The organism is Arthrobacter sp. UCD-GKA, assembly GCF_001863355.1.
Taxonomy (GTDB): domain Bacteria; phylum Actinomycetota; class Actinomycetes; order Actinomycetales; family Micrococcaceae; genus Paeniglutamicibacter.
The window spans coordinates 36,933-57,935 of sequence record NZ_MOLR01000011.1; the positions used below are offsets into that span (position 1 = coordinate 36,933).

General features: G+C 65.5%; 18 protein-coding genes. 7 read left to right on the forward strand and 11 right to left on the reverse strand.

Going from position 1 to position 21,003, the window contains the following annotated elements; genetic code table 11:
* The first annotated feature begins 35 nt into the window (after positions 1-35).
* From BLJ79_RS17800 to BLJ79_RS17820, 5 genes are all read left to right on the forward strand, one after another.
* The gene (locus BLJ79_RS17800) at positions 36-1,025 is read left to right on the forward strand and encodes a DUF4192 family protein (protein ID WP_071216122.1); all 990 of its coding nucleotides are present in this window, start codon (positions 36-38) and stop codon (positions 1,023-1,025) included.
* 696 nt (positions 1,026-1,721) lie between these two features.
* Positions 1,722-1,976 carry a glutaredoxin family protein gene (locus BLJ79_RS17805; protein ID WP_071216123.1) on the forward strand — a complete coding sequence of 85 codons (255 nt, stop codon included), beginning with the start codon at positions 1,722-1,724 and terminating at the stop codon, positions 1,974-1,976.
* Positions 1,973-2,215, forward strand: a complete 243-nt coding sequence (locus BLJ79_RS17810) for a hypothetical protein (RefSeq protein ID WP_071216124.1) — start codon at positions 1,973-1,975, stop codon at positions 2,213-2,215. Before BLJ79_RS17805 ends, BLJ79_RS17810 begins: the two co-directional genes overlap by 4 nt.
* A gap of 325 nt (positions 2,216-2,540) precedes the next feature.
* Positions 2,541-2,780, forward strand: coding sequence for a hypothetical protein (locus BLJ79_RS17815; RefSeq protein ID WP_071216125.1), 240 nt, complete (start codon positions 2,541-2,543; stop codon positions 2,778-2,780).
* Between the two features lie 163 nt (positions 2,781-2,943).
* Positions 2,944-3,420, forward strand: coding sequence for a hypothetical protein (locus tag BLJ79_RS17820; RefSeq protein WP_139194949.1), 477 nt, complete (start codon positions 2,944-2,946; stop codon positions 3,418-3,420).
* Positions 3,421-3,464: 44 nt separating this feature from the next.
* On the opposite strand, the gene BLJ79_RS17825 is transcribed toward BLJ79_RS17820, so the two are convergent.
* Complete coding sequence (locus BLJ79_RS17825) at positions 3,465-3,818, reverse strand: hypothetical protein (RefSeq protein ID WP_071216127.1); 354 nt, start codon at positions 3,816-3,818, stop codon at positions 3,465-3,467.
* 488 nt (positions 3,819-4,306) lie between these two features.
* On the opposite strand from BLJ79_RS17825, the gene mobF reads away from it, so the two are divergent.
* A complete protein-coding gene (mobF, locus tag BLJ79_RS17830; protein WP_071216128.1) occupies positions 4,307-8,650 on the forward strand; it encodes a MobF family relaxase in 4,344 nt (1,447 codons plus the stop codon).
* 56 nt (positions 8,651-8,706) lie between these two features.
* On the opposite strand, the gene BLJ79_RS17835 is transcribed toward mobF, so the two are convergent.
* From BLJ79_RS17835 to BLJ79_RS17880, 10 genes are all read right to left on the reverse strand, one after another.
* Positions 8,707-9,471, reverse strand: a complete 765-nt coding sequence (locus BLJ79_RS17835; protein WP_071216129.1) for an RES domain-containing protein — start codon at positions 9,469-9,471, stop codon at positions 8,707-8,709.
* The gene (locus BLJ79_RS17840) at positions 9,468-9,851 is read right to left on the reverse strand and encodes a hypothetical protein (RefSeq protein WP_007270754.1); all 384 of its coding nucleotides are present in this window, start codon (positions 9,849-9,851) and stop codon (positions 9,468-9,470) included. Before BLJ79_RS17840 ends, BLJ79_RS17835 begins: the two co-directional genes overlap by 4 nt.
* 182 nt (positions 9,852-10,033) lie before the next feature.
* Positions 10,034-10,627, reverse strand: a complete 594-nt coding sequence (locus BLJ79_RS17845; RefSeq protein WP_175475529.1) for a hypothetical protein — start codon at positions 10,625-10,627, stop codon at positions 10,034-10,036.
* On the reverse strand, positions 10,569-12,347 hold the full coding sequence (locus tag BLJ79_RS17850) for a type IV secretory system conjugative DNA transfer family protein (RefSeq protein WP_083411430.1): 1,779 nt from the start codon (positions 12,345-12,347) through the stop codon (positions 10,569-10,571). The genes BLJ79_RS17845 and BLJ79_RS17850 overlap by 59 nt, the downstream gene beginning before the upstream one ends.
* Positions 12,334-13,809: a putative type IV secretion/conjugal transfer ATPase gene (locus BLJ79_RS17855; RefSeq protein ID WP_286135478.1), complete on the reverse strand. Its 1,476-nt coding sequence runs from the start codon at positions 13,807-13,809 to the stop codon at positions 12,334-12,336. The genes BLJ79_RS17850 and BLJ79_RS17855 overlap by 14 nt, the downstream gene beginning before the upstream one ends.
* Before the next feature lie 116 nt (positions 13,810-13,925).
* On the reverse strand, positions 13,926-15,452 hold the full coding sequence (locus BLJ79_RS17860) for a hypothetical protein (RefSeq protein ID WP_071216133.1): 1,527 nt from the start codon (positions 15,450-15,452) through the stop codon (positions 13,926-13,928).
* A gap of 2 nt (positions 15,453-15,454) precedes the next feature.
* Positions 15,455-17,092: a hypothetical protein gene (locus tag BLJ79_RS23040; protein ID WP_139194951.1), complete on the reverse strand. Its 1,638-nt coding sequence runs from the start codon at positions 17,090-17,092 to the stop codon at positions 15,455-15,457.
* Between the two features lie 376 nt (positions 17,093-17,468).
* On the reverse strand, positions 17,469-18,185 hold the full coding sequence (locus BLJ79_RS17870) for a hypothetical protein (protein WP_139194952.1): 717 nt from the start codon (positions 18,183-18,185) through the stop codon (positions 17,469-17,471).
* Between the two features lie 23 nt (positions 18,186-18,208).
* Positions 18,209-18,550: a hypothetical protein gene (locus tag BLJ79_RS17875; protein ID WP_071216136.1), complete on the reverse strand. Its 342-nt coding sequence runs from the start codon at positions 18,548-18,550 to the stop codon at positions 18,209-18,211.
* Positions 18,550-19,746 (reverse strand): MinD/ParA family ATP-binding protein, encoded by a 1,197-nt coding sequence (locus tag BLJ79_RS17880; protein ID WP_139194953.1) that lies wholly within the window; start codon positions 19,744-19,746, stop codon positions 18,550-18,552. Before BLJ79_RS17880 ends, BLJ79_RS17875 begins: the two co-directional genes overlap by 1 nt.
* A 101-nt stretch (positions 19,747-19,847) precedes the next feature.
* Here BLJ79_RS17880 and BLJ79_RS17885 point away from each other — a divergent pair, with 101 nt between their 5' ends.
* A complete protein-coding gene (locus tag BLJ79_RS17885; RefSeq protein ID WP_071216138.1) occupies positions 19,848-20,933 on the forward strand; it encodes a transglycosylase SLT domain-containing protein in 1,086 nt (361 codons plus the stop codon).
* The last annotated feature ends 70 nt before the right edge of the window (positions 20,934-21,003 follow it).

Consider the following 21,003-nt stretch of genomic DNA (forward strand, 5'->3'; position numbering starts at 1 on the left):
CGCGGCCCCCGAAACCTTGGAACGAGGACAAGATCATGGACAAGATCACCGCCACCACCAACGCCGACACCGTCGCGGTGGCCATCCACTCCCTCGGCTTCACCCCCACCTCCTCGGTGGTGCTGATGCTGCTGGAAAACCACACCGTGGCAGCCACCCTGCGCCTCGACGCGCACCCCGAAGCCCCCGCCGATTTCTGGGCCGCCCAGGTTACCAACTACGTCGACCGCCTCAAGGGCGTCACCGGGGTGCTGCTGCTCAGCTTCGAAAATGACCGGGCGATGACCCCGGCCCAATACCGGGCCCTGAGCAGCGTCCTGGCCCGGACCGGCCGCCCCATCCACCACGCCCTGCTGATCCGCGGCGGATACCTCACCGACTACGAACACCGGAACCAGGACACGGTTCCCTTCGACATGGTCGCCACCTCGAACGCGGCGCTGGCGCTCATGCTTGGCACCGAGGGCAACCCGAAGCTTGCCGCCGACATCCCGCCCTGCACCACCAAGGATGCGGCGGCACAGGTTCAGCGCTTCACGGAAGAAGCCCGCCCGCTCGATGAGCAGGACCACCCCACCCGCATCAAGGTGCTCTACACCCTGGTCGGAATCACCACCGGGTACCGGGACACCGGAACCGTCACCCCATCACAGGCGGCCTGGCTGGCCGGGACCTGCGCGAACAAGGGACTGCGTGATTTGGTCTTCGCCTCGCTGGCTGTTGCCACACTGGATTTGGAAACCATGAGTGCCGCGCTTATGGGAGAGATCCCCCCGGATAGCTGGGAGCACTTCAGGAACGGAGCCGATGCCATCTACACCGCCCTCGAATACATCCCCCCGGAGCACCGCACCGACCTGCTGGCCGGGCTGGGCTGGACGCGCTGGATCGACGGGAAGGGCAGCGAAGCCATGGCCTTCCTGGACCTCGCCCGCACCACCAATCCCGGGCACCGCCTCACCAAGCTGCTGACCCGACTGATTGCCAGCGGCCAAATGCCCGATTCGGCAACCATCAAGCACTAAACCGTCGAAAAGGAGACCACCCACGGCCCGACACCCGCAGCGGGATGGAGCGAGAACAACAACCTCGCCCCGTCCCGCTCCTTGTGTCCACGAAAAAACGCCCGCCGGACCACTCCAATGTGTCGGCGTTCGTGCTGTACCAGTCGACCGCGCGGAACCGCTCCGGCCAAGTATCTTCCCGGGCTCACCATTTTCGGCGGCGGCCTCCTCCGCAAGCTCCCCCGGCCGCCGCACCCAGGCGCTACGCGCCGAACCCCGCAGGCACGGGCGAACCCACGCCGCTCCGCCCACCAACACCGCAGGGCCGAGGACAGCAGAATTATGCCGCTGCCGGCGAATCATCGGCTGCGCAGGCCTGCCCGGGAAGGACAGCGGTCTCGAGCCCGAAGGCCCGACATGCCCGGATTGCTGCGTCGCATCCAACGGAACACCACCGCAAGAGACCTTGCGAGAGCATCAAAATCGGCATGGACGACACATCCCCGGGTGCCGCATTCCCTAGACATGGCCTGCCCCGCGCCGTGGTCGGCGGTACCTTCACGGCGCCCCAATCACGTTCCCAAAGACCGCTTCCCAAGCCAACTTCTACCGTATGCACAGCGTACAAAAACCCTGAAAAGACGCGGTAAAACAATGGTTTTGACCCTCAAATGAGGGTAGAATTATGGCATAGCGAAAGGGCGGGAGGAGAGGGCAATGGCCATCACCATCTACACAAAGCCGGGATGCTTCGGATGCCGCAAGACGACCGAAAAATTCACCGAGGCACACGTGGACTTCACCGAAGTCGACCTCACCCAAGAACCGGCCGCCCTGGAATACGTCACCGAGGAACTCGGCTATTCCCAGGCACCGATCATCGTCGTGGATGACCAGTTCCACTGGTCGGGGCTCGACCCGACCAACATCGCCCGGGCCATCACGCTCACCCAACAGGAGATGGCGGGATGAGCTCCAAACCCGCTGCGGACGGAACCCCGCAAAAGCGGTTGAACTTCGATGTCCCCGAGGACCTCGCCCGAGAGTTCAAGGCCTACGCAGCCCTGAACGGCAAGACCCAGCGGGAACTTGTGCTCGGATTCATGCACCGCTGCGTCCGCCGCACACCACCGGCGGCAGACCGCCCACGGGAATCCCCGGCCGAACCCCGGGACAAGCAACCTCCACGCCCACCCACGCAACGGCCATAGCCGGCACGAACCGAAGCAAACACCGGCCAGACCGGGGAACGGCGGGGCCGCCGCCTATCGGTCTGTGGGAACATGCTTCCCCGGGAGAGCGCAATTCATGCTGTTTGCCTGATGCCGGGATCCGGTCCCGGAAGATGGCGAACGTGGGCAGTGCTCGTTTCCAAAATGTCGGTGGCCTCCGGTAGCTTCGCACCAACGGGACACCACCGGTGTCCCTGGCCCGAGGCGGAGGCACCATGACGATTTCCGGCGGACAGCACCAACCCCACCGCGACGGCCCAAGCACCTGAGGCCATCGCGCCGCAGGCACACGGGGGAGCAGACAATGATCCTCCTTCTAGCCGCAGGGATCCTGTGCCTCGCGCTGCTTCTGCAGCTCGCGGTCCATCCAATCCAGAGTGTCCTGGCCCTTGCCCGGATGCTCTGCACGGTGCTCGGAATCATCCTTCTGCTCACCGCCCTGGGCCGATTCTGGAATCACGAGTACCTGGCGGCGGCCGGCTGGATCCTGCCCGCAATGTTCCTGCTGTGGTGCACCAACAAGCTCTCACGCCAGGTGGCCTGATGCCAGAGGACCGTGAAACCCGCAGACGGAAGCTCACCGCCCGCCGATGCAACCCATTCAAGGGTTCCCGCACGCTTCCCCGACGGGCTCGCCGCAAATCATCGCGTTGCGGGACCGTCACCTGTGGCGGCCGCACGGAACACGGGACCGGATGACCGAGACCATGAGGGAGACGACAGAGACCGGGGTGAAGGGGAACGCGGAGCACCGCTTTTGGTCCAAGGTCATCCGCGGCCCACGCCCGGAACATTGCTGGATCTGGGTCGGCGCCATTGCCGATGACGGCTACGGCCGCTTCCACCTGGACGGTGCCTCGGTGCGCCCGCACCGATACAGCCTCGCCCTGGACCTGGGACTGGCCCACGCACAGCTGCCCGAGCTGATGCACGAATGCGACGTCCCCCTGTGTGTGAATCCCAGGCACCTGGGGATGGGCGACCGGCAGTCCAACATGGTCGATCGGCAACGCAAACTCCGCGCCGCCAACGGGTCCGGGCTGCGCTTCCGGGGACTGCCGCGTGCGGCCATGGCCGCACGCTCCCGCGCCCTGCGCGAAGACCTCCTGGCCCACGGATGGGATGCCCAACGCATCCATGCGATCAATACCGGCGCGCACGTCGAAGACCCCACCCTGTTCTGAACCAACCACCCAAATCCCTCCCACACACCGCCCGGCACCGGGGCCTACCGTGGTCGTTCTGTCGTGGTGTTGGCTGCCTCCAGCAGCACCCGCAGCTCCCCGGCGGACACCCCCAACCGTTGGGCCACCAACGCCCGGGATTCCCCGGTGGACAGCATCGCCACCACGATGCGTCCGCGCTCGATGTGATCGGCCTCCAGCGCCTGTTTGGCCTGGTCCAGAATCTGCCGCGCCTGCTCCTGTGCCGATGCCATCCGTGCTGCGGATTGGTCCTCCAGCACGAAGTATTCGGCCGCCTTTTCGAGCAGGAGCTCGTGGCGCTGGGTCATCTCCAACGCCTTGGTCCGCGCCTTTTCCCGGGCGGCCAGCGCCGCCGCCGATTTCCGTTCCCTGGCCACAGCTGCCCCTCCATCGAAACCTAACGGTCACCACAGGATAGCCCCGCCAACCACCTAGGACCAGGGGCTGCCGGTCCCGAATATTCCGGGCTTGGCTCCTGCGAACCGGACCGGCTGGCAAGACTGGCACCGGCATCCCGACCTGCATTCCCGTCCACCGTGCCGTCACACCCTCCATGCGTGGATAACCACCGGGGAATTGTGGAAAATCCGTGCCTCCGTGCCTCGGTTGCACACAGTCGAAGCCACCGTGGATAACGAAAAGCGTGTTACCCACCGCGCCTTCTCGTGTGCACAACCGCATCAACACCGTTGATGGCCAGAGCCCGGCACGATGCCGTTCACTGTTTCTCGTACCTCGGATGAACGGCATCGCTACTGGTTCGCCGAGGCTTCTGCTCCTTCGTCGGACTCGTCAAACCACCATGCTTTGTCACACCTCATGCATCCTTGATAAATGAGGTCCCCAGGTTCACACTGGGGGTGTGATGACCGTGCACAAACTCAGTGCGGGCGACGGCTATACCTACTACACCCGGGAAGTCGCCAGCGGTGATGAACTACGCACCAAAGACCGCGAGTTGGGGGAGTATTACCACCTCTCCGGCTACCCGCCGGGGCAGTGGGGCGGGCGCGGGGCAGAGCACCTCGAAATCTCAGGAATGGTCACCGAGGCGCAGATGCAACTCCTCTACGGCGAAGGCCTGCACCCCCGCTTTGGGGAGACCAGCGAGCTGACCGGGGAACCGTTCGGAAAGGACCTGGGGCAACGCTACAAGCGCTTCTCCCAAAAGGAAAACATTCTCCACAAACGCATCACGACCGTGCTGGGAGACTTCGAACGTCTGCAGCACCGTGCCCCGGATGTGGATGAACGCCGGCGCCTGCGGGCCAAGGTGGGCGCCCAATACTTCCGGGAACTGCACGGCCGCAACCCCGCCTCCACGGAAGAACTCGGTCGGTTTGTTGCCCAGCACATGCGTCCCGCGGCGCAGGCCGTCGCAGGTTTCGACTTGGTCTTCTCCCCACCCAAATCCGTGTCCTACCTGTGGGGCGTGGGAGGCGACAGAGTGCGCCTGGCCATCGAGCGGGCGCACCTGGACGCCGTGGAATCGACCATGGCCTACCTTGAGGACACCGCCGTCTATACCCGGCGGGGGAAGAACGGGGTGCGGCAGCAGGACGTCGCCGGCGGCCTGATCTACACCCGCTTCCGCCACTACGACTCCCGCGACGGGGACCCGCAGCTCCACGAGCATGTGGTGGTCTCCAACAAGGTGTTGGGCACCGATGAGAAATGGGGGACCCTGGATGGGGCGCTGCTGTACCAGTTCAACGTGGCCGCCAGCGAACACTACAACCGCCGGGTCATGGAGAACGTCTGCGAATCCCTGGGCGTGGCCACCACGATGCGCCCGGTGCCCGGGAAACGCCCGGTCACGGAGATCGCCGGCATCGACATGGCGGCCATCGAGGCGGCATCCTCCCGCCGCGGACAGATCCAATCGGCACTCGGATTACTGGCGGACAGGTTCCGGTCCGAGCATGGCTACGAGCCGAACCGCAAGCAAATGATCCACCTGAGCCAGCAGGCCACCCTCACCACCCGGGCGGACAAGAAACACGGGAAACCGCTGGCCGAGCTGGTGGAGGGCTGGCAGTTGAAGTTCGGCATCGGGCTGCGCCTTCCGGTCGGGGAAGCCGCACTCAAGCAGGCCCAACGGGCACGACGCCATCTGGGACTCCGCGCCCACCAGACATTATTTAGCCTCTCAGAGAAGACCCTGCAGGACCTCGCCGTAAGTGTGGTGCAGCGGCTCGAATCCGAACGCGCCGTTTGGGGAGAGCACCACGTCCAGGCCGAGGCTACCCGCCAACTCGGCTCCCTCGCCGGATCCCGGAGACTGCCCGACACCCTCGTATTCGCCCTCACAAACACCGTCCTGGAGCACCAATGTTTGTGCCTGACCCCGGATCTTCCGATCCCTGCGCCGGTGGCCGGGGCCATGACCGCGGTGCACAAATACCAGAAAGCCAAGCGCAAGCTCTACACCTCCCACGCCGTCCTGGCGGCCGAAAACGAGCTGCTGGCAGCCGCCCAACAAAGCGTCATCCCCGTGGCCACCCACGATCATTTCACCCGCGTCCTCGGCCAGATCGAGGGTCGGCTCGATGAGGGGCAACGGACGCTGGCCGAAGAATTCACCTGCAGTGACCGGCTGCTGAGGATCGGCATCGGTCCGGCCGGCACCGGGAAGACCATGGCCATGCGCCTGGTCGTGGACACCACCAGGACTGCCGGTGGCAGGGTCCTGGCCGTGGCCCCGACCGCAGCTGCGGCCGCCCTGCTGGGACGCGAGGTCGGCACCGAGGCGATGACGCTGGATGCCTTCGTCCTGGGCGCCAATGAACCCTCCGAACACTTTGTCCCCCTCAAACCAGGAGACATGCTCCTGCTCGATGAGGCGGGCATGGTCGGCACCGGGCTCTTCGCCCGGGCCGTGATCCTGGCCGCCGAGCACGGGGCCCTGATCCGGGCCATCGGCGATGACCGCCAACTCGGCGCCATCGGCTGCGGCGGGGCCCTGCGGCTGATCGACCAATATGAGCCGGCCGTGCGCCTGGAAACCGTGCACCGCTTCCGCCACCTTGACGGGACACCGAACGAGGAGGAAGCCGCCGCCAGCCTGACCCTGCGCCAAGCACCGTTGCTCGGGACCGATGACCCGTGGGCGTTCTACTGGGAGAACCAACGGATCATGGCCGGTGACACGGAATTGATGGAACACCACGTGTTTGCCGGATGGCAAAAAGACCAAAATGCCGGGCACCGCACGCTGATGATCGCCCCCAGCAACGCCCTTGTCGGCGCTCTGAACGACCGGGCGCAGGCCTACCGACTCCAGCTCGGTGAACTGAATGCTGGCACCAGCACCGACCTGCAAAACGGGGCACGGGCCCATGTGGGCGACGTGGTGGTAACCCGGCGCAATGACCGCCGCCTGATCGTGAACCGCGGGCACGACTTCGTGAAAAACAACGACGTCTGGACGGTCACCGGCATCCGGGACGACGGGGCGCTGGATGTACAGCACCGCGACCACCACGGCACAACCACCCTGCCCCCCGAATACGTTCGGACCCAAGTGGAGCTGGGATACGCCTCGACTATCCACCGGGCCCAGGGCATGACCTACGACAGTTCCCATGCCTTGCTGTCCGCCGGTCTGGACCGGGCACAGGCGTATGTGGCCACCAGCCGCGGACGCTACGGCAACAAGGTCTACGTGGCCCTGGAAGCCGGAGAACAAGCCCCAGACGTGTTGGCGCGGATCGCCGCGAACACCGCGGGGAACCTCAGCGCCCACGACACCTCCACGGCCGAACGAGCCCGGTCCCGCAGCATCGAACACCTGGGTGCCATCCACCGCGACCTCGTCGACCAAGCCCGGGAACAACGCCTGCGCACCCTCTTTGCGGACCAGGCCGGATCCCGGAAAGCCGAGCCGTACTTCCGCTCCACGGCGTGGGACGCCGTGGCCCACCACCTGGGGGTCGCCGAGGACCGCGGGCTGGACATGCCCCGGCTCATCCAAGATGCCCTGGAGGTGGGCCAAATCGAATCAGCACATGACCGCTCAGCCGTCATGGCGTGGAGGGTTGAACGACTCATGGAAAGCCGCGAACATGTCCTCGCCGAAGCCCGCCGCCCCCTCAAAGAGGTTTCCACCGAGCACCTCGAGCACCTGCGGGTTCTCGCCCTGGAGCGCCGCCGCAGCATCCTGGATGAACCTGTTGGCAGGCAGACCGCGGGGCTCAAACCCTGGCGGCACCGCCTTTACGGGCATCTGGGAGACGACGAACTCATCGCGCGGATCACCCGGGCCGAGGATGAACGGGACCGGCAGATCCCTTCCAACCCGGAGAACAGGACCCAGGAGCTCACGTGGGAATTGGATTCCCTGCGCCAGGAACAAGCGCTGCGGGGCACCATGCCCGAGGCTGTGCACCGGGCCGAGACCTTTGAACGTGAACGCACCGGCCGCATCCGCGGCGCCGACACTGTCCTGGAGCGGATCAACGGCGAACTGGAAGTGCGCTCCCTCATGGACCAGCGCGAACACGAAACACCGAAGGACCTGCCCGAATGGTTCGCCCCCACCGAGCACCTCTGGAAGCCCGAAACCCCCGCCGCATGGGCCGCGCAAATCCAGCAATACCGGGCCGTGGTGAAACGCGAATTCACCCGGGTGGGCGCCGAACTGGCCCAAAACCCGCCGGCCTGGCTCACCGATCTGGGACCGGTGCCCCGGCGCAGCGACCGACACCGGGACTGGTGCGACCTCGCGGCCGAAATCGCCGCCTACCGACACACCTACAACATCCCCGACAGCGAACCGCGCCTGGTCCCCAAGGAACACCGCAACAACGCGATCGCCCTGGACCTCAAGGCCCGGGCGACCTCGCTGCACAAACACAGCAGCCTCACCACCAGAGCGCCGTTGAACTTGGGGGAGCGGACCGCGGATCGCCTCGAGGCCGAGCTGGAGGCCCCCGGCACCGCACCCACGGCAGCCGAGGAAGCGATTGCCGAACTGCGCCGCCGCCGCACCGAGAAGCGGCAACCGGGCGCTGTGCCGTTCGCGGAGCAGGACGCGGGGAAGGAAGCCGTGCCCGCGGCGGCGCAGCCCGGTGACGAAGAGGGCGGGCCGCGCACCTTGCGGGAGCGGCTGGCCCGGCTCCAGGATTCACAGGCGCGGAAGGCCCGCGGAGTCCGGCGGCACGACGGCCCGGGAGCCGGCCCGGAGTCCGAGGGGCCACGGCTGGGCTGAGGCAGCGGAAACAGCACGTCCGGTGCCTCCGTGTGCGGGTGGCCCCGGGGGTGCTTCTACCAGGAGCGGATTCCCCACGCATTCGTGACGGCGACCATGGATGGCTCCCGGTTGCGGATATCTCTTCCCGCGTCCGCGTGTGCAACTTCAGCCAGTCCCAGGTCGGTCCGTCTCATCCAGTAGGCCCAGCAGATGCCGTTGCCGACCCTGGACCTGAAGCGGACGCCCGCGAGTTCGGTGCCGTCATCCAGCACCACGCTGCGAAGCCACTGTGCGATGCGCGTGGTCACGTCGCGATCATTGGAGTAGGTGGCGGACCTGTCGATTTCCTCGCGCCCGGTGAAGGCCTTGACCCCGGACGACGGTCCCAAGGACAGAGCGTCCAGCGTGGCTTGGTGTTCCATGTCGACCCATGGCCCGGCGGATTGGGGAACCGTGATGCGATGGATCAGGCGTGAATCTCTCCACGAGAACGGGAGGTGCCCTGGCTGCATGTGGCCGAGCTTCTCGAAATCAGCCTGGACCTCGCGCATGACCTCGTCGGGGTCCATGTCCCAGAGCGTTGCGAGCCGGCCCAGCTTTTTCTGGTGGCTGGGAACCATGCGCGCCCAGGCCAGGCATTCGCGAAAGGCCGTGTCGAGGGTGCCGGCAATGTAAACGGTGCGCCCCGGGGTGTCCCAGCGACTCCAGTCATCCCGCAGGCCATCGTCGTGGCGTTTCTCGGGGTTCAGGGCCCCGTAGGTGGCGTTGGCAATGCGGTACCCGGCGACCGGACCTTCAAGGAGGGCAAGGCCGGTCTTTTGGCAGATGCGCGTGCTCAACCCGAGAATCCTCCGGTGAGCATGGCGTTGGCCGCTGCCCGGGTCTCCTTGTACCTGTCTTCCATGATGGCCTCCACGGGGGAGTCCTCATCCAGCCAGGGGTTCGAGCCGATGAACCACAACCGTGCCACGTGTTCCCCGTGTGCCTCGGACAGCTCGGTCCACAGGCGGATTGCTGCCATGAGGCGTCGGACTGCCGCCTGGTTGGGTTCCGGGCCGTCTTCCTTGGCCCATTTGTGGGAGATTCGGCGGTCCTTGCTGCCGGCCAGTCCGGCGACCAGGGTCGGTCCCAGTCCGGCGTTGAGCCGGCGTACGATTTCCCGGATGCCGAGTTCATTGGTGCGGACCGCTGCGGATCCCACGACTGCGTCGATGGACATGGTTGGCCTCCCTTGGTGGTTCACGTACCTTCATTCTACCCATGAAGCCTATTAAAATCTACATAGAAGCTACATCGATCAGCACCTTCTGGTGATGACATTGGCCGGTTTCCACGTGTTGCCCGGTCACCAGGCCGCACCTTGGCAGCATCTTGGGTAGTCCACGACACCGGGAGAGAAACTCACGTGCCGCCCTGGGTGGCAAGCCAGGCCTGGAACGCCTCACGATCGGCGCCGCCGGTGTCCGGTGGATGCGGTTCCCGGTGGGTGCCCAGGCAATTGCCCCACCCGGCGGCCTTGTCGCTCGATAGCCGTGCGATCGTGGGGTGAAGGATCCGTTCGTGCCAATATGCCGGGGCGTCGTCGGGTTCCTCCAGGCCGCAGTATGCTGCCTGCCACGCCACGAACACGGCAACCAATTCCTGGACGACGGCGCGGTGGCGGAACCAGCATGGCGGGATCACGTGTTCCTCCACCCCGGGGTAGGTGTCGTTGTACCAACCGATCCAGTCGTAGAGCTGGCCGAGGATCTTGCCCCGCTGCTTTTCGGACCCGTCCTTCAGGTTCCACGGGGCGGAGTCTTGTTGATCGGGGGAGCTGCTCGGTCTCTCCAGGTGCTTGACCAGCGCGGCGAGCGTCTTCTGCTGGTCCTGCATCATCGCATGGAGATACTCGATCTTGGCGTCGTGCTCCAGGACGACTTCTTCGATCGTGCCCTCAGGTTCCGCGGCGGGCGAGCCGTTCCCCGATCCTTCCGATGAATCCTCCGTGCCCATGGCCATGCGCCCCCGCCCCGGGTTCCCCATCGGCGAAGAGCTTCCCGCACATCAATTCCGCCTGCCGGCTTTGTTCCTCGAGTTCCTTCCAGTCCTTGCGTTCCCACAACGGGTGCATCCGCCCCACGAAGGGCGGCAGGTTCCGATACACCACCAACGCCTCCCCGACGCGCAGGTGCTTGATCTCCTCGGCCTTCATCACCTGCACCTCTTCGAAGCTGGTGGTCGTGGATCCGCCGTTGCGGCCGGTGGAGTGGCTGCTCCGCTGCCGGTGCCTGGTGCCCATTTCCGCCGCATAGTCCCTCAACGCCTCCCGCTTGAGCCCGGGCATCAGGATGATGACGTTGGCGGTCTCCTGGATGGCCCTGGCCGCGTCGGTTCCCCACCGGGCCTCGTTCTGGGCAAAGGACTGCGAAAAGCCCAGCACTCGGATGCCGCGTCCGCCGGATTCGGAGAGCACCGCCGGCATGTCGCGGATGGCCGCGACATTGGGGGCCTCGTCCAGGAACATGGTGAACACCGGCCACAGCCGGCCCCCGGCCCGCTGCTGGGACAAACCCTTGGCAGCACGGAACACGAAGTCGGTGAACATCGTCACCAATGGCGCCAGCGGGGAGGCGTCCCCGTCGGCGATCACATACAGGGTGTTGCGTCCGGCCAGGAATTCCTGGGCGTCGAAGGCTGTCCGCTCCCCGGGAACCAACAGTGAGAGCACCCGGCTGGAAGCCAGGGGTTCAAAGAGTCCCTGGAGGGTCATCTTGATGCCGTCCACCGCCTCCCCGGCACGCGAGGAGCGCAGGTCCACCAGCCGGGCCACAAAGGATTCCGGGGCTCCGTTGCGACGCAGGATCTCCACCGGCTCGGCGTCGGTAAAGTCCGAGGCCCAACGCATGACATCGCGCAGGTCCTTGCCCTCCAAGGCCGCGGCGTGCAGGAGTCGTCCCAGGACGGCGGCGGCCTGGTCGGCGAACCAGTCCCCGTTTTTCACGTTGCCTCGGGAGGTGGCCCGGGCCCAGGCCTTGCCGCGGGCCAGGGCCTCGTTTTCGTCCTGGCATCCGTGCACCGGGTTCCACAGGACCTGGTGGGGCCAGCCGGTGATTTGTTCCAGGTCGAAGGCGAGCACCTGGCCGGCCTCCAGCCGGGGGATAGCGGTGTGGGTGAGGACATCTACCTTGGTGGAAGTTGCCAGCACCGGGCCCGGCGCCGAGAGGATGCCGGGGGCGACGATGGTGAGGGTCTTGCCGGCGCGGGCAGGGGCGTAGGTCCAGCAGGAATCCTCGAACTGCATATACAGCGGCTTCCTCCCCTGGGGTGTGGCTGCCATGGACACCACGAGGTCCTTGTCCTTGGTTCCGGCAGGGACCCGCAGGGCCTTGCGCGCATACCTGGCGGCGCGACGCAGGGACAGCGCGCGCAGGGTGGCGGGGGAGGGACCCGGTCCGTCCTTGCGGGTTCGCAGGTTTTTGGTGCCTTCAACGAGGAGCGCCGCCATCAGGACCAGGGCGATGAACAATCCGACGGCGATGAAGGTGGAGGCGACGGGCCACTGAACTTGGCCTTGCGCGAGGCCCGCACCGAGGTCTCGGGCGTTCCAGGTGATGGCCGATCCCGTGGGCGTGAGTGCCTCGCCCAGGTTCAGCGCCGCATAGGGGACCGTGAGAAGCAGGGCCAGTATCAGCAGCGGGCCCATCGCGGTGCCCCGTGGATTAGATGCGGGCATGTTGCATCTGCTTCATTGCTGCGTCGGTGTCGGTGAGCGTGACCTCGCTGGGGCTGCGCAGGTGCCTGGCCCTGATGGGCACCTCACTGCCGATTTTCAGCAGGCAGCTCCCGGTGGGCATCTTCAGGATGTCTAGGTAGCTGGAGGCCGGCAAGTCATACATGTCCAGGACCGCCCGGGCGTCGGCCGGTTTTTTCTGCTGGTAAATGAAGATGGTGTCGCATTCCTTGATGATGGCTTGGGCCGTGGAGCCTTCGGGAACATCGCTGATGTGGTGGAACGCGAAGTGGCTGGACAGGCCCAGGGCGCGGGAGAGCTTGAGGTTCCGGGCAATCACCTCGGCGACGGTGCCGCGCACCAAGTGCCAGGCCTCCTCGACCAAAAGGTGCGTGGGCCTGTTTTGGGTGCGGCGGTGCAGCATGTTCGCCAGCCAGGTGTTCACCAGCGTCATCACGATGGCCAGCGCGGGGCCCGATTCGGGAAGGTTGGACACGTCGAACACCGTCAGGCCCTCGCCGAGTTGGACGTCGGGGGAGGTTTCCCCGTCGATGAGCCCGGCGAGGTCGTCGCTGATCAGCCGTTCGAGTTCGAAGGCAATCTCCAGGCCCCAACCGCGCAGTTCGGCGCGCGGGACCTCAACCTCGGCTGCGTCCTGTTCGTCCGGGTGCAGCAGGGCGTCCAAGACGTGGCTGATGGTCGCCACGTATCCGTGGTCGGTGGCGGTGTGTAGCGCACGGCGGTGGGCGGTGCGCAACGCCTTTCCTTCAAAGGGGGACAAGGAGCGGCCGAGGGCTTCCTCGGTGACTGCCCGCAGCAACATGGATTGCCCGGCCGGGGACCCGGTGTTGCGCTCGTCTTGGTCCCCGGTCCCGATCCGGGGGTCCAGGATGTTGATGCAGGATCCACCGCCGCCGATCCTGAAGATGATCGGTTCGCGGCCCAGGTGCCGGCACAGGGGAGCGTATTCCCCTTCGAGGGTGTTTTTCTGGAGTTTCTTGTCCAGGACGACGATGTCGCGGCCCAGGATCAGGGGACGGAGCAGTCCCCAGGTTTTCATGGCGGAGCTTTTCCCGGATCCGAGATCCCCGATGTAGCAGACGTTGGGGTTTTGGACGGTGTGTCCGTAGGCGAAGAAGGGGTCGTGGCTGATGATCCAGCCGGTGCTGGTGTCGAGGCCGAAGATCAGTCCCTTGTGGTTGGTGGGGGGAGCGGCAACGGCCAGCAGGCTGGCTTCCATTTGCCGGGTGGAGGACGGGGCACCGGGAGGGGCCGGGTCGTAGAGTCCGAGCTTGGAGCCGGTGGACAGTCGTCGGTGGGCGTGCCACCGCAGACTGTTGTCCCCATGGGAGGCACTCTGGGGTTCCGGGGGTCGGGGTTTCTTGCCGCGTCGGTCACGGCCCTTGGCCGCCGCGCCACTGTCTGTTGCCTTGGATGGCAGGCTGCCCTGTTGGGGCGTCGGCATTTGCTCGGTGGTATCTCGTGCCTGGCTGTTTCGTCGACTGCGGCGCCGCGCTCCCCTGACTTTGGAAATCGCGTGGTCCTGGTGCTTTTTGCTCGTCCGTTTGTTCTGGGTCAGGCTCATGTCCGGATTCCCCGTCCCAGGGGAAGGACGACGGCCAGGGCCAGATCCTGTTTGAGATCCAGCCATTCGATGTGCCGCACCCCGGCATTTGAGGCGGCCGCTTCCAAATGCGTGGCGACCGACTCCAGCTGGTCCTCGCGCTCCACCGTATAGCTCAGGTACGCGGCCCATGACGCCCCGTGATGTCCCTGGCCGGGCATCAAGTCCAGGGCCCGCTGCTCGGAAGCACCGAGCATCACCTCGTCCGTGCCATCAGAGATCGTGCCCTTCTTGGCCCGTTCCCGCTTTTTCGCATAGTCCCTCGTCCGGTGCCGGCGTGCCTTGACGCGCGCTTGCTGGCTGTCCTCCAGCGCGTTGATCCACGACACCGAGTGGATCACCGGAGGATAGATCCCCGAGACCAAGTGCTTCAGCGCCTGGACCGGAAGTTCGCCAACCTCGAACCCGTCGCGCGGGATATAGCCGACCCTGGTGAACCCTTTCCCGTTGACCTGCACCCCGTGCCTGGACGCGTTGGCATCAAGGCACTGCCACACCTTCTCAATGGGGGCGGCCGCGTAGTCGTCGATGGCGTAGGTGTAGGGGTCTTGGCAGTGGGCGAAGAGGGACGCGACCAGGGAATGGTCCAGCGGGCGGAAGGCGGTGATGGCGTTCAGGGAGACCGCCAGTTCCATGATGGCCCGTGCCTCGTTGACGATGGCCCGGTAGGTGCCCTCGAGGCCGCCGCCGTGGGCCGTGCCCATACGGCTCAGGATCACGGAGGAATTGAATCTGAGCACCACATAGGAGCGGTGTTGCTCGGCCCGTGCGTCGGCTTCCAGGCAGAGGTCTTGGTAGGAGCGCAGTACCTCGTCGTTCGCGTCGGGGGAGATGTAGGCGGCCAGCCATTGGGTGTGGTCGGTGATGTCGGAGGGCACGGAGCGGGCGAAAGACTGGACGTGGCTGACCGGGGAGGTGCGCCGGGCGCAACGCGCCAACACCTGCCCCCACCCAATATGGGATGCGTCCTCGAAGTCTTCCTCCTGGACCCCGCTGGCCGCGCCCTGGACCTCCAGAATGATCGTGTAGTAGGAGGTGCCTCCGGCTTGCTGGCGGAATATCGTGGCGCGGTCCCGGGCCGAAAAGGGAACCTCGGTGATCCGCACGTCCCCTACCATCACAGGGGCGTTATCCTGGATTCCCTTTTTGGCCCTGGCCGGTATCGCTCCCGGCTGCGTTCCGGTGCCTGGTGTCTCGGGGTCAAAGACGTTTCGTCCGGTGCGGCGACGGTAGAAGGAATAGAAACGTTCAACCAGCAGTCCGGCGGGGCTGCGTCCGCCCCAGATGGAAGCCGGCGAACTCACCGCCACCCCGGCGACACCCACCAGAATGGCGAGGAAGAATGTTCCGAGGTTGTCCCCTCCGGAGAAGCCAATGACCAGAGCGAGCAGCAAGCTGGTCAGTGCGAGGGCCCATTCGTAGACGGTTCGTCCTCCGGCGTCGCGCGCGCGGATTTCCCCGCCGAGGATGACACTTCGGGACATGGCTATTCCCCCCAATTCTTGGGAATCATGGCATCGGAGGCCTCGCGTGCGCGTCGGGCGCCTTCCCGCCCGGCATGCAAGGCTCCAACGGCGCCGGCCTGTAAGGGGGTCACCGAGGCGCGGGCCACGGAGCCGACCGCGCCGCCCAAGGTGCTGCCGACCGACCGTATCTTGGTGCCCGGGGCGGCGCCGCCGCGTTGGTTTGGCGGTCCGGCCGGCGGTCCGCCCGGGGATGCGTCCCCGGCAGGGGTGGTTCCGGGACCGACCACCGGTGAAGTGGGTGAAGGTGCCGGTGTCTCACCCGCTGGTTTCTTCGGGTGCTGCGGAGCCGTCGTGTCGTCGGGGCCCCCACTATTTCCCTGGTGCCGAGGTCCCTGGGGAGCGGGGGAGCTATTGGCCCTGCCGGCGTTGCCATTGGTGCTGTGGCTTCCGCCGGCCTGCGCGAGTTGCCCGGGCCGGGGTGCAGGCCCGGGGCCCGGCTGGGGCGGTGGGACCGGTGGGGGCCCTCCGGAGCCGGGTCCGCCTCCGGGATCACCGGAACGTGCCGCGCCCGTTCGGGGACCCCAAGATCCCCCGCTTCCCTGTCGGCCGGAGGATGCGGCTCCGCCGCGCTTGGAAGAGATGGAGCGCGACACCGCGGCACCGGCACCTGCGGCCAGCGCGGCTCCGGCCACGTTGGGACCTCCGCCAAACTGGAAATCACCGGCCGGCATCGCGGGCATCAGCCTAAAGATCGCGGCCGGGGCAAACAATACGGCGATCAACACCATGGCCGTCACCGCGAGGCTGACCGCGGTAGACAGGACGCTATCTGCTCCGGCGGTGAGGGCTTCCTGGTGCGCGAGGATCCAAAAGATGCCACCCAGGAGCAGGTACAAGACGGGTTTGAGGAACATCAGCCCCAGCACGGTGGTGCCGATCTTGAGGGCATAGGGCCTGGTGCGGGGGTGGATGAACATGCCCACCAGCAACGCCAGGGCCAGCGCGGCGGAGGCCTGCAGGAAGGGGACCATGGCCAGGTAGATCAATACGCCCCACGAACCAATCAGCAACAGCCCGAAGAAGAGCAGTGCGATCAGGGGTCCGAACCAATCTGTGGCTTCCAGGGCGCCAAAGCGCGCGATGACGGCAATGAAGTCGGTGACCTGGGAACCGGCGAAGACTCCCGTCCCCGCAGCGAGGCCGGAAGACCAAATGCCGAGTTGGTGCATCAAGGGTGGCCCCCAAATGGCCAGGATCGCCCCTCCCGGTGCGTAGTACATGAGGGCGTTTTGGTAGGTATCGTCGGACATTTCCCCGCGGCTGTAGGAATGGTGGAGGGCGAAGATCATCAGGCCCATGAGCACAAGCCCGACACCGGCGAAGGTCGCCCACATGCTCCGGAATCCTGCGTCCCCGGCATCAAAGGACGAGACGGTGGTTATTTGCTCGAGAACCTTCTGGGTGGAGTTCACGCTTTCGGCCTTGGCCGTGTTGGCCATGCTTTCAAGCTCCGACTTCGGATCGGCGATGAACTTCACCACGGTGATTCCTCCCTCGGTAAGCCCGAGGACCAGGCGACCGCCCGGTGTCTGCTGGAGAGCAATTTTTACCAAGGGGCCCGCGGCGATCTTAAAGGCGGCAACTAGATTCTTTGACACGCACCTATGCGTGGCTAGAACTGAGGCACCTTCCCTTCTCAGTGCTTTGCAGATGCCCATAGGTATGAACGCCATTCCGAGCGCGTGTTCGGCCGTCGGCCACACATGAACGGAAGCCCGTCTGACCAGATCTTCGCAGGCAGCACCCTTGCCAAGCAGGCTATAGAACAGGAAGTCGCCGCACCGTTCCTTGGCGTTTCCGCTGATGATGGCGTCCCGGATTTCCAGCTTCTGCGCCGGTTCCAGTTTTTGGAATCTCTTCCATTGATCCGGAGTCATGCTTGCAGGAACCTCGTCGGCAGCCAGGGCAATGGGTGCCGACGCCAGCTGAAGCGCAAAGACGGCGGAGAACACCAAAACCACGACTTGGATGAACCTAGCGTGTTGCATTGTTCACCACCATCCATCCTTCACGACTGACTGTCTGTCCATCGTCGGCCGTGAACAGTGCGTTGATGATCTCTGGAATCATGGCAGGAGCCGTATCGGTCTGCAGTTCGAGACTGAGGAGTTCTGTTGATTCGAGGCTGGGGTTCGAAGCAATTTTCCAATCTCCGTTCTGCCATACGACCTCAACAGGAGCGGCCTGAACCATGACGGATGGATCGCTCTCTGGATAATGAAGCGTGCTCACGTCGGACACAATTAGCCGAGCTGACTTGCCTTTCTCGCATTCCAAGGGCTTGAATATCCCGAGAGACTTTATGTCAGCAGAAACAAAGTTCCCCTTGCYATACTGCTCCACAAGTTCATCCGTGATTTCGATCCTTGATTCGACTGCCTCTGGATCGGCTGAAATTAGAAGCAGCGTTTCGCGGACTCTTGGCCAATTTGAATCTGTCGTTTGAAGCGTCTTGCGGTAGTTGATGGCTGCGGCGTAGGCGCCCTCGCATGTCGGGGGATAACCGATGGGTGTCACTCCGTCGGGGCCCAGCGCAGTGCCGCCCTCGCCGGCGGCCACCGGGGAGATCTCGAACCCCTCGGGATTGGTTCCCAGGGAGGCCCCCGGGTTTGGTGTGTTGTCACGTTTCCCGGACAGCATGATGCTCGCCGTGACGACGGAGGCGGCCAGCAGCACCAAGATGGTGATCACCAGGGCCCGCTTCCTGGTCATGGCTACAGCATCCCCGCCACAGCCAGGAGTGCGCCGAGGATGATGCCGGCGATCGCCGTGCCGAAGAACGCGATCGCGGAACGCTTGGCGCCGGCGGACCCGTCTTCGACGTCATCGATGTTGCCGCGTTGCCCGGCCAGTCCCCACTTGGTCAGGTTCCAGAGGAAAGCCGCTGCGATGACTGCCAGGCCCAGGGCCCAGATGGCACCCAGGACCAGGGTGACCATGTTGGAGAACCTCACGCCCAGCAGTTCCAGGTTGGGGGTGACCCCGTCCAGCGGGTTCGGGCCCGCCGCCAAGGGGCCTTGAAGCAGGAAATCCGTGAGGTGTGGGTGGGGGTTCATCAGCTTCGTGTTCCTTTCAAAGCCGGGTTCTTCTTCTCATCCAGCGCCCAGGCGTAAAGCCCGTCGGCGATGCGTGCACAGACCCGTTCAAAGGCCCTGCGGGTGTCGTCGCTGACCAGTTGCCAGTCGATGATGGCCCCGGTGTCCAGAGCCGGGTCAAAGGGGATGTCCACAAGGTGGCCGCGGTCCCCGATCGCCTCGGCAACAAGGTCACGCAGGCGCTGCTGTTCCTTCGGGTCAGCTTGGGTGCGCTGGGATCCGGGGGTGATCACGATGACCGCGCGCCGGCACAGTTCCTCATAGCGGGGGGTCCTGTCCATGTCGCTCATGGATTCGAGTTGCTCGATCATCCGCAGCATGGAGGCCACCGAGTTTTGCTTCAGGGTCACCGGGATCACCAGTTGGTCGGTCTCATCGAGGCAGGCGAGCCAGTTGGCGGCGCGGGTGTTGTTGCCCGAATCCACGACGACGATGTTGTAGAACCGTTCCACCACGGTGCGGATGGCGTTGAATTCGGTGTTCCCGATCATTTTCATCCGCTCGGGATCCTCATCGGAGATCAATGCCGCGAAGCGGTTGTTGCCCTGGTGCCGCGTGTAGAAGGACAGGTCGCCCTTGCGGGTGTGCTCCGCTTGGAGGTTGGGCAGCTCCTGAAGCAGGTCGCAGACGGTGGTGCGCGATCCGTTGGAGTTGGTCCTGATGCCCAGGGACCCCATGGTTTCGTTGTTGTCCCACACCAGGGTGTCCAGGGTGCTGTGGATCCCGAAGGTGGAGCCGATCCCCACGCTGAGCATCGTTTTGCCGGCCCCTCCCAGGGGCTGGACGACAAACACGGTCATGGGCCGGGGGAAGACCCGTTGGATCGTGGAGATGTCGTTGCGCCGTTCAAGCTCGTCCTTGCCGGCGGCGGGTTTCCAGAGTCCCGCGGTGAGGGTTCTGGCCCAGCGTTGCCATCCGTCGCCGGCCGGCAGTTGCTGGTCCACGTTCTCGTCCTTCAGGACCGCGGCGCTCCTGCGTCCCCGGACCAAGCCGGCGGGTGCAGTGGCCGGGGGAGGACTGGAGGGTGGGGATTGCTGGTCTGAGAAGTGGTTGTCCTCGTCGGGAGGTTTTTCGGGTGGTTCGGCGAGGGGTGTGAGTGCGGCCACGGCCGCAGTGCGTCGTCGAGCCGTTCCCGGCCAGTCAGGTTCCACGGCCATGATGCCCTCCTTATGCCTCGTGGCCCTAGAGTATCACCAGGCCTAGGGATAGTCTCTAGGTCAAAGAGATGAAACTTTTTGGCGGAGGCACGTGGACGCAAATGATCAATCGCAGAACACTCATCGGCGGGGGAGCGGGACTGGTCCTCGGCGGCCTGGCCATCCCCCTCTTCCTGGGCCCGGGACCACACCATGACCAGTCTCCGGGGACCGTGGGTCCCGGGTGCACCCCCACGGGCCAGGGCTTGCGAGCCCAAGCCGTGCCGCGCCAAGAGTGGGTGCCCGCCCTGGAGGCCGCGGCGCGGGTGGCGGGGATCCCGGCCCAGTTCCTCGCCGCACAGATCGAGGCCGAATCCGGCTGGAACCCCGAGGCGGTCAGTGCCGCCGGCGCCCGCGGGCTGGCCCAGTTCATGCCCGGCACCTGGGACCAGTACGGCAACGGGGCCGATCCCTTTGACCCCGTCGCCGGCATCCGGGCCCAGGGCCGTTACCTGCACGACCTGCGCGGGAGAATCGCGGGGATCACGGGGCAGGACCCGCAGCGTTTGGTGTTCGCCGCCTACAACGCCGGCCCGGGCACGGTGCTCAAGTATGCGGGGATCCCGCCATTCCGGGAAACCCAAAGCTACGTGGCCAAGATCCTTGACCTTGCCCAGCGCGTCTACAGCGCCGAGTGCGCCGGCACCGGGCCCCTGGAGTTGCGGCCCGGGAAGGGAGCATGGGTCCACCCGCTGCCGCACAGCCGGCTCACCAGCGGATACGGGCCCCGGCCCTGCCCGGCCGGGGCGGCCTGCAATCCGTGGACCACCTTCCACTTCGGCCTGGATTTCTCCACCGGCCGCGGAAGGGCCACGGGCCGGGGAGCGATGGTGGTTGCGCCCACCGCGCTGCGCATCACCCTCGTCCAGGAGCTGGCCGGAGGCTACGGGTCGCGCATCATGGCCCGCTGCCTGCTGGAGCCCGGCTACATCTTCGACTTCCACCACTTCGCCCTCGGCTCCATGCTCGTGCACCCGCAGCAGGAGATCGAGGCCGGAACGGGGCTGGGGATCGAGGGGAACACCGGGAACTCGACGGCGGCACACTTGCATTTCCAGGTGATCAAGCCCGAATCGAACGACCGGCAGATGATCCACGCCGACACCATTGACCCGACCCCGATACTCGTTGAAAAGGGCATCTTGTGAACCTCACCCGCCGCGCACTGCTTAGCGCCACGACCCTTGCCTTCCTGGCAGGCTGTGCACGAGAGCCGGA

What these genes read in the sequence shown, in the direction of transcription:
- BLJ79_RS17800 (WP_071216122.1), top strand. Translation starts at nt 36, where the DNA reads ATGGACAAGATCACCGCCACCACCAACGCCGACACCGTCGCGGTGGCC.
- BLJ79_RS17805 (WP_071216123.1), top strand. Translation starts at nt 1,722, where the DNA reads ATGGCCATCACCATCTACACAAAGCCGGGATGCTTCGGATGCCGCAAG.
- BLJ79_RS17810 (WP_071216124.1), top strand. Translation starts at nt 1,973, where the DNA reads ATGAGCTCCAAACCCGCTGCGGACGGAACCCCGCAAAAGCGGTTGAAC.
- BLJ79_RS17815 (WP_071216125.1), top strand. Translation starts at nt 2,541, where the DNA reads ATGATCCTCCTTCTAGCCGCAGGGATCCTGTGCCTCGCGCTGCTTCTG.
- BLJ79_RS17820 (WP_139194949.1), top strand. Translation starts at nt 2,944, where the DNA reads ATGAGGGAGACGACAGAGACCGGGGTGAAGGGGAACGCGGAGCACCGC.
- mobF (WP_071216128.1), top strand. Translation starts at nt 4,307, where the DNA reads ATGACCGTGCACAAACTCAGTGCGGGCGACGGCTATACCTACTACACC.
- BLJ79_RS17840 (WP_007270754.1), bottom strand. Translation starts at nt 9,851, where the DNA reads ATGTCCATCGACGCAGTCGTGGGATCCGCAGCGGTCCGCACCAATGAA.
- BLJ79_RS17845 (WP_175475529.1), bottom strand. Translation starts at nt 10,627, where the DNA reads ATGGGCACGGAGGATTCATCGGAAGGATCGGGGAACGGCTCGCCCGCC.
- BLJ79_RS17850 (WP_083411430.1), bottom strand. Translation starts at nt 12,347, where the DNA reads ATGCCCGCATCTAATCCACGGGGCACCGCGATGGGCCCGCTGCTGATA.
- BLJ79_RS17855 (WP_286135478.1), bottom strand. Translation starts at nt 13,809, where the DNA reads ATGCCGACGCCCCAACAGGGCAGCCTGCCATCCAAGGCAACAGACAGT.
- BLJ79_RS17860 (WP_071216133.1), bottom strand. Translation starts at nt 15,452, where the DNA reads ATGTCCCGAAGTGTCATCCTCGGCGGGGAAATCCGCGCGCGCGACGCC.
- BLJ79_RS17875 (WP_071216136.1), bottom strand. Translation starts at nt 18,550, where the DNA reads ATGAACCCCCACCCACACCTCACGGATTTCCTGCTTCAAGGCCCCTTG.
- BLJ79_RS17880 (WP_139194953.1), bottom strand. Translation starts at nt 19,746, where the DNA reads ATGGCCGTGGAACCTGACTGGCCGGGAACGGCTCGACGACGCACTGCG.
- BLJ79_RS17885 (WP_071216138.1), top strand. Translation starts at nt 19,848, where the DNA reads ATGATCAATCGCAGAACACTCATCGGCGGGGGAGCGGGACTGGTCCTC.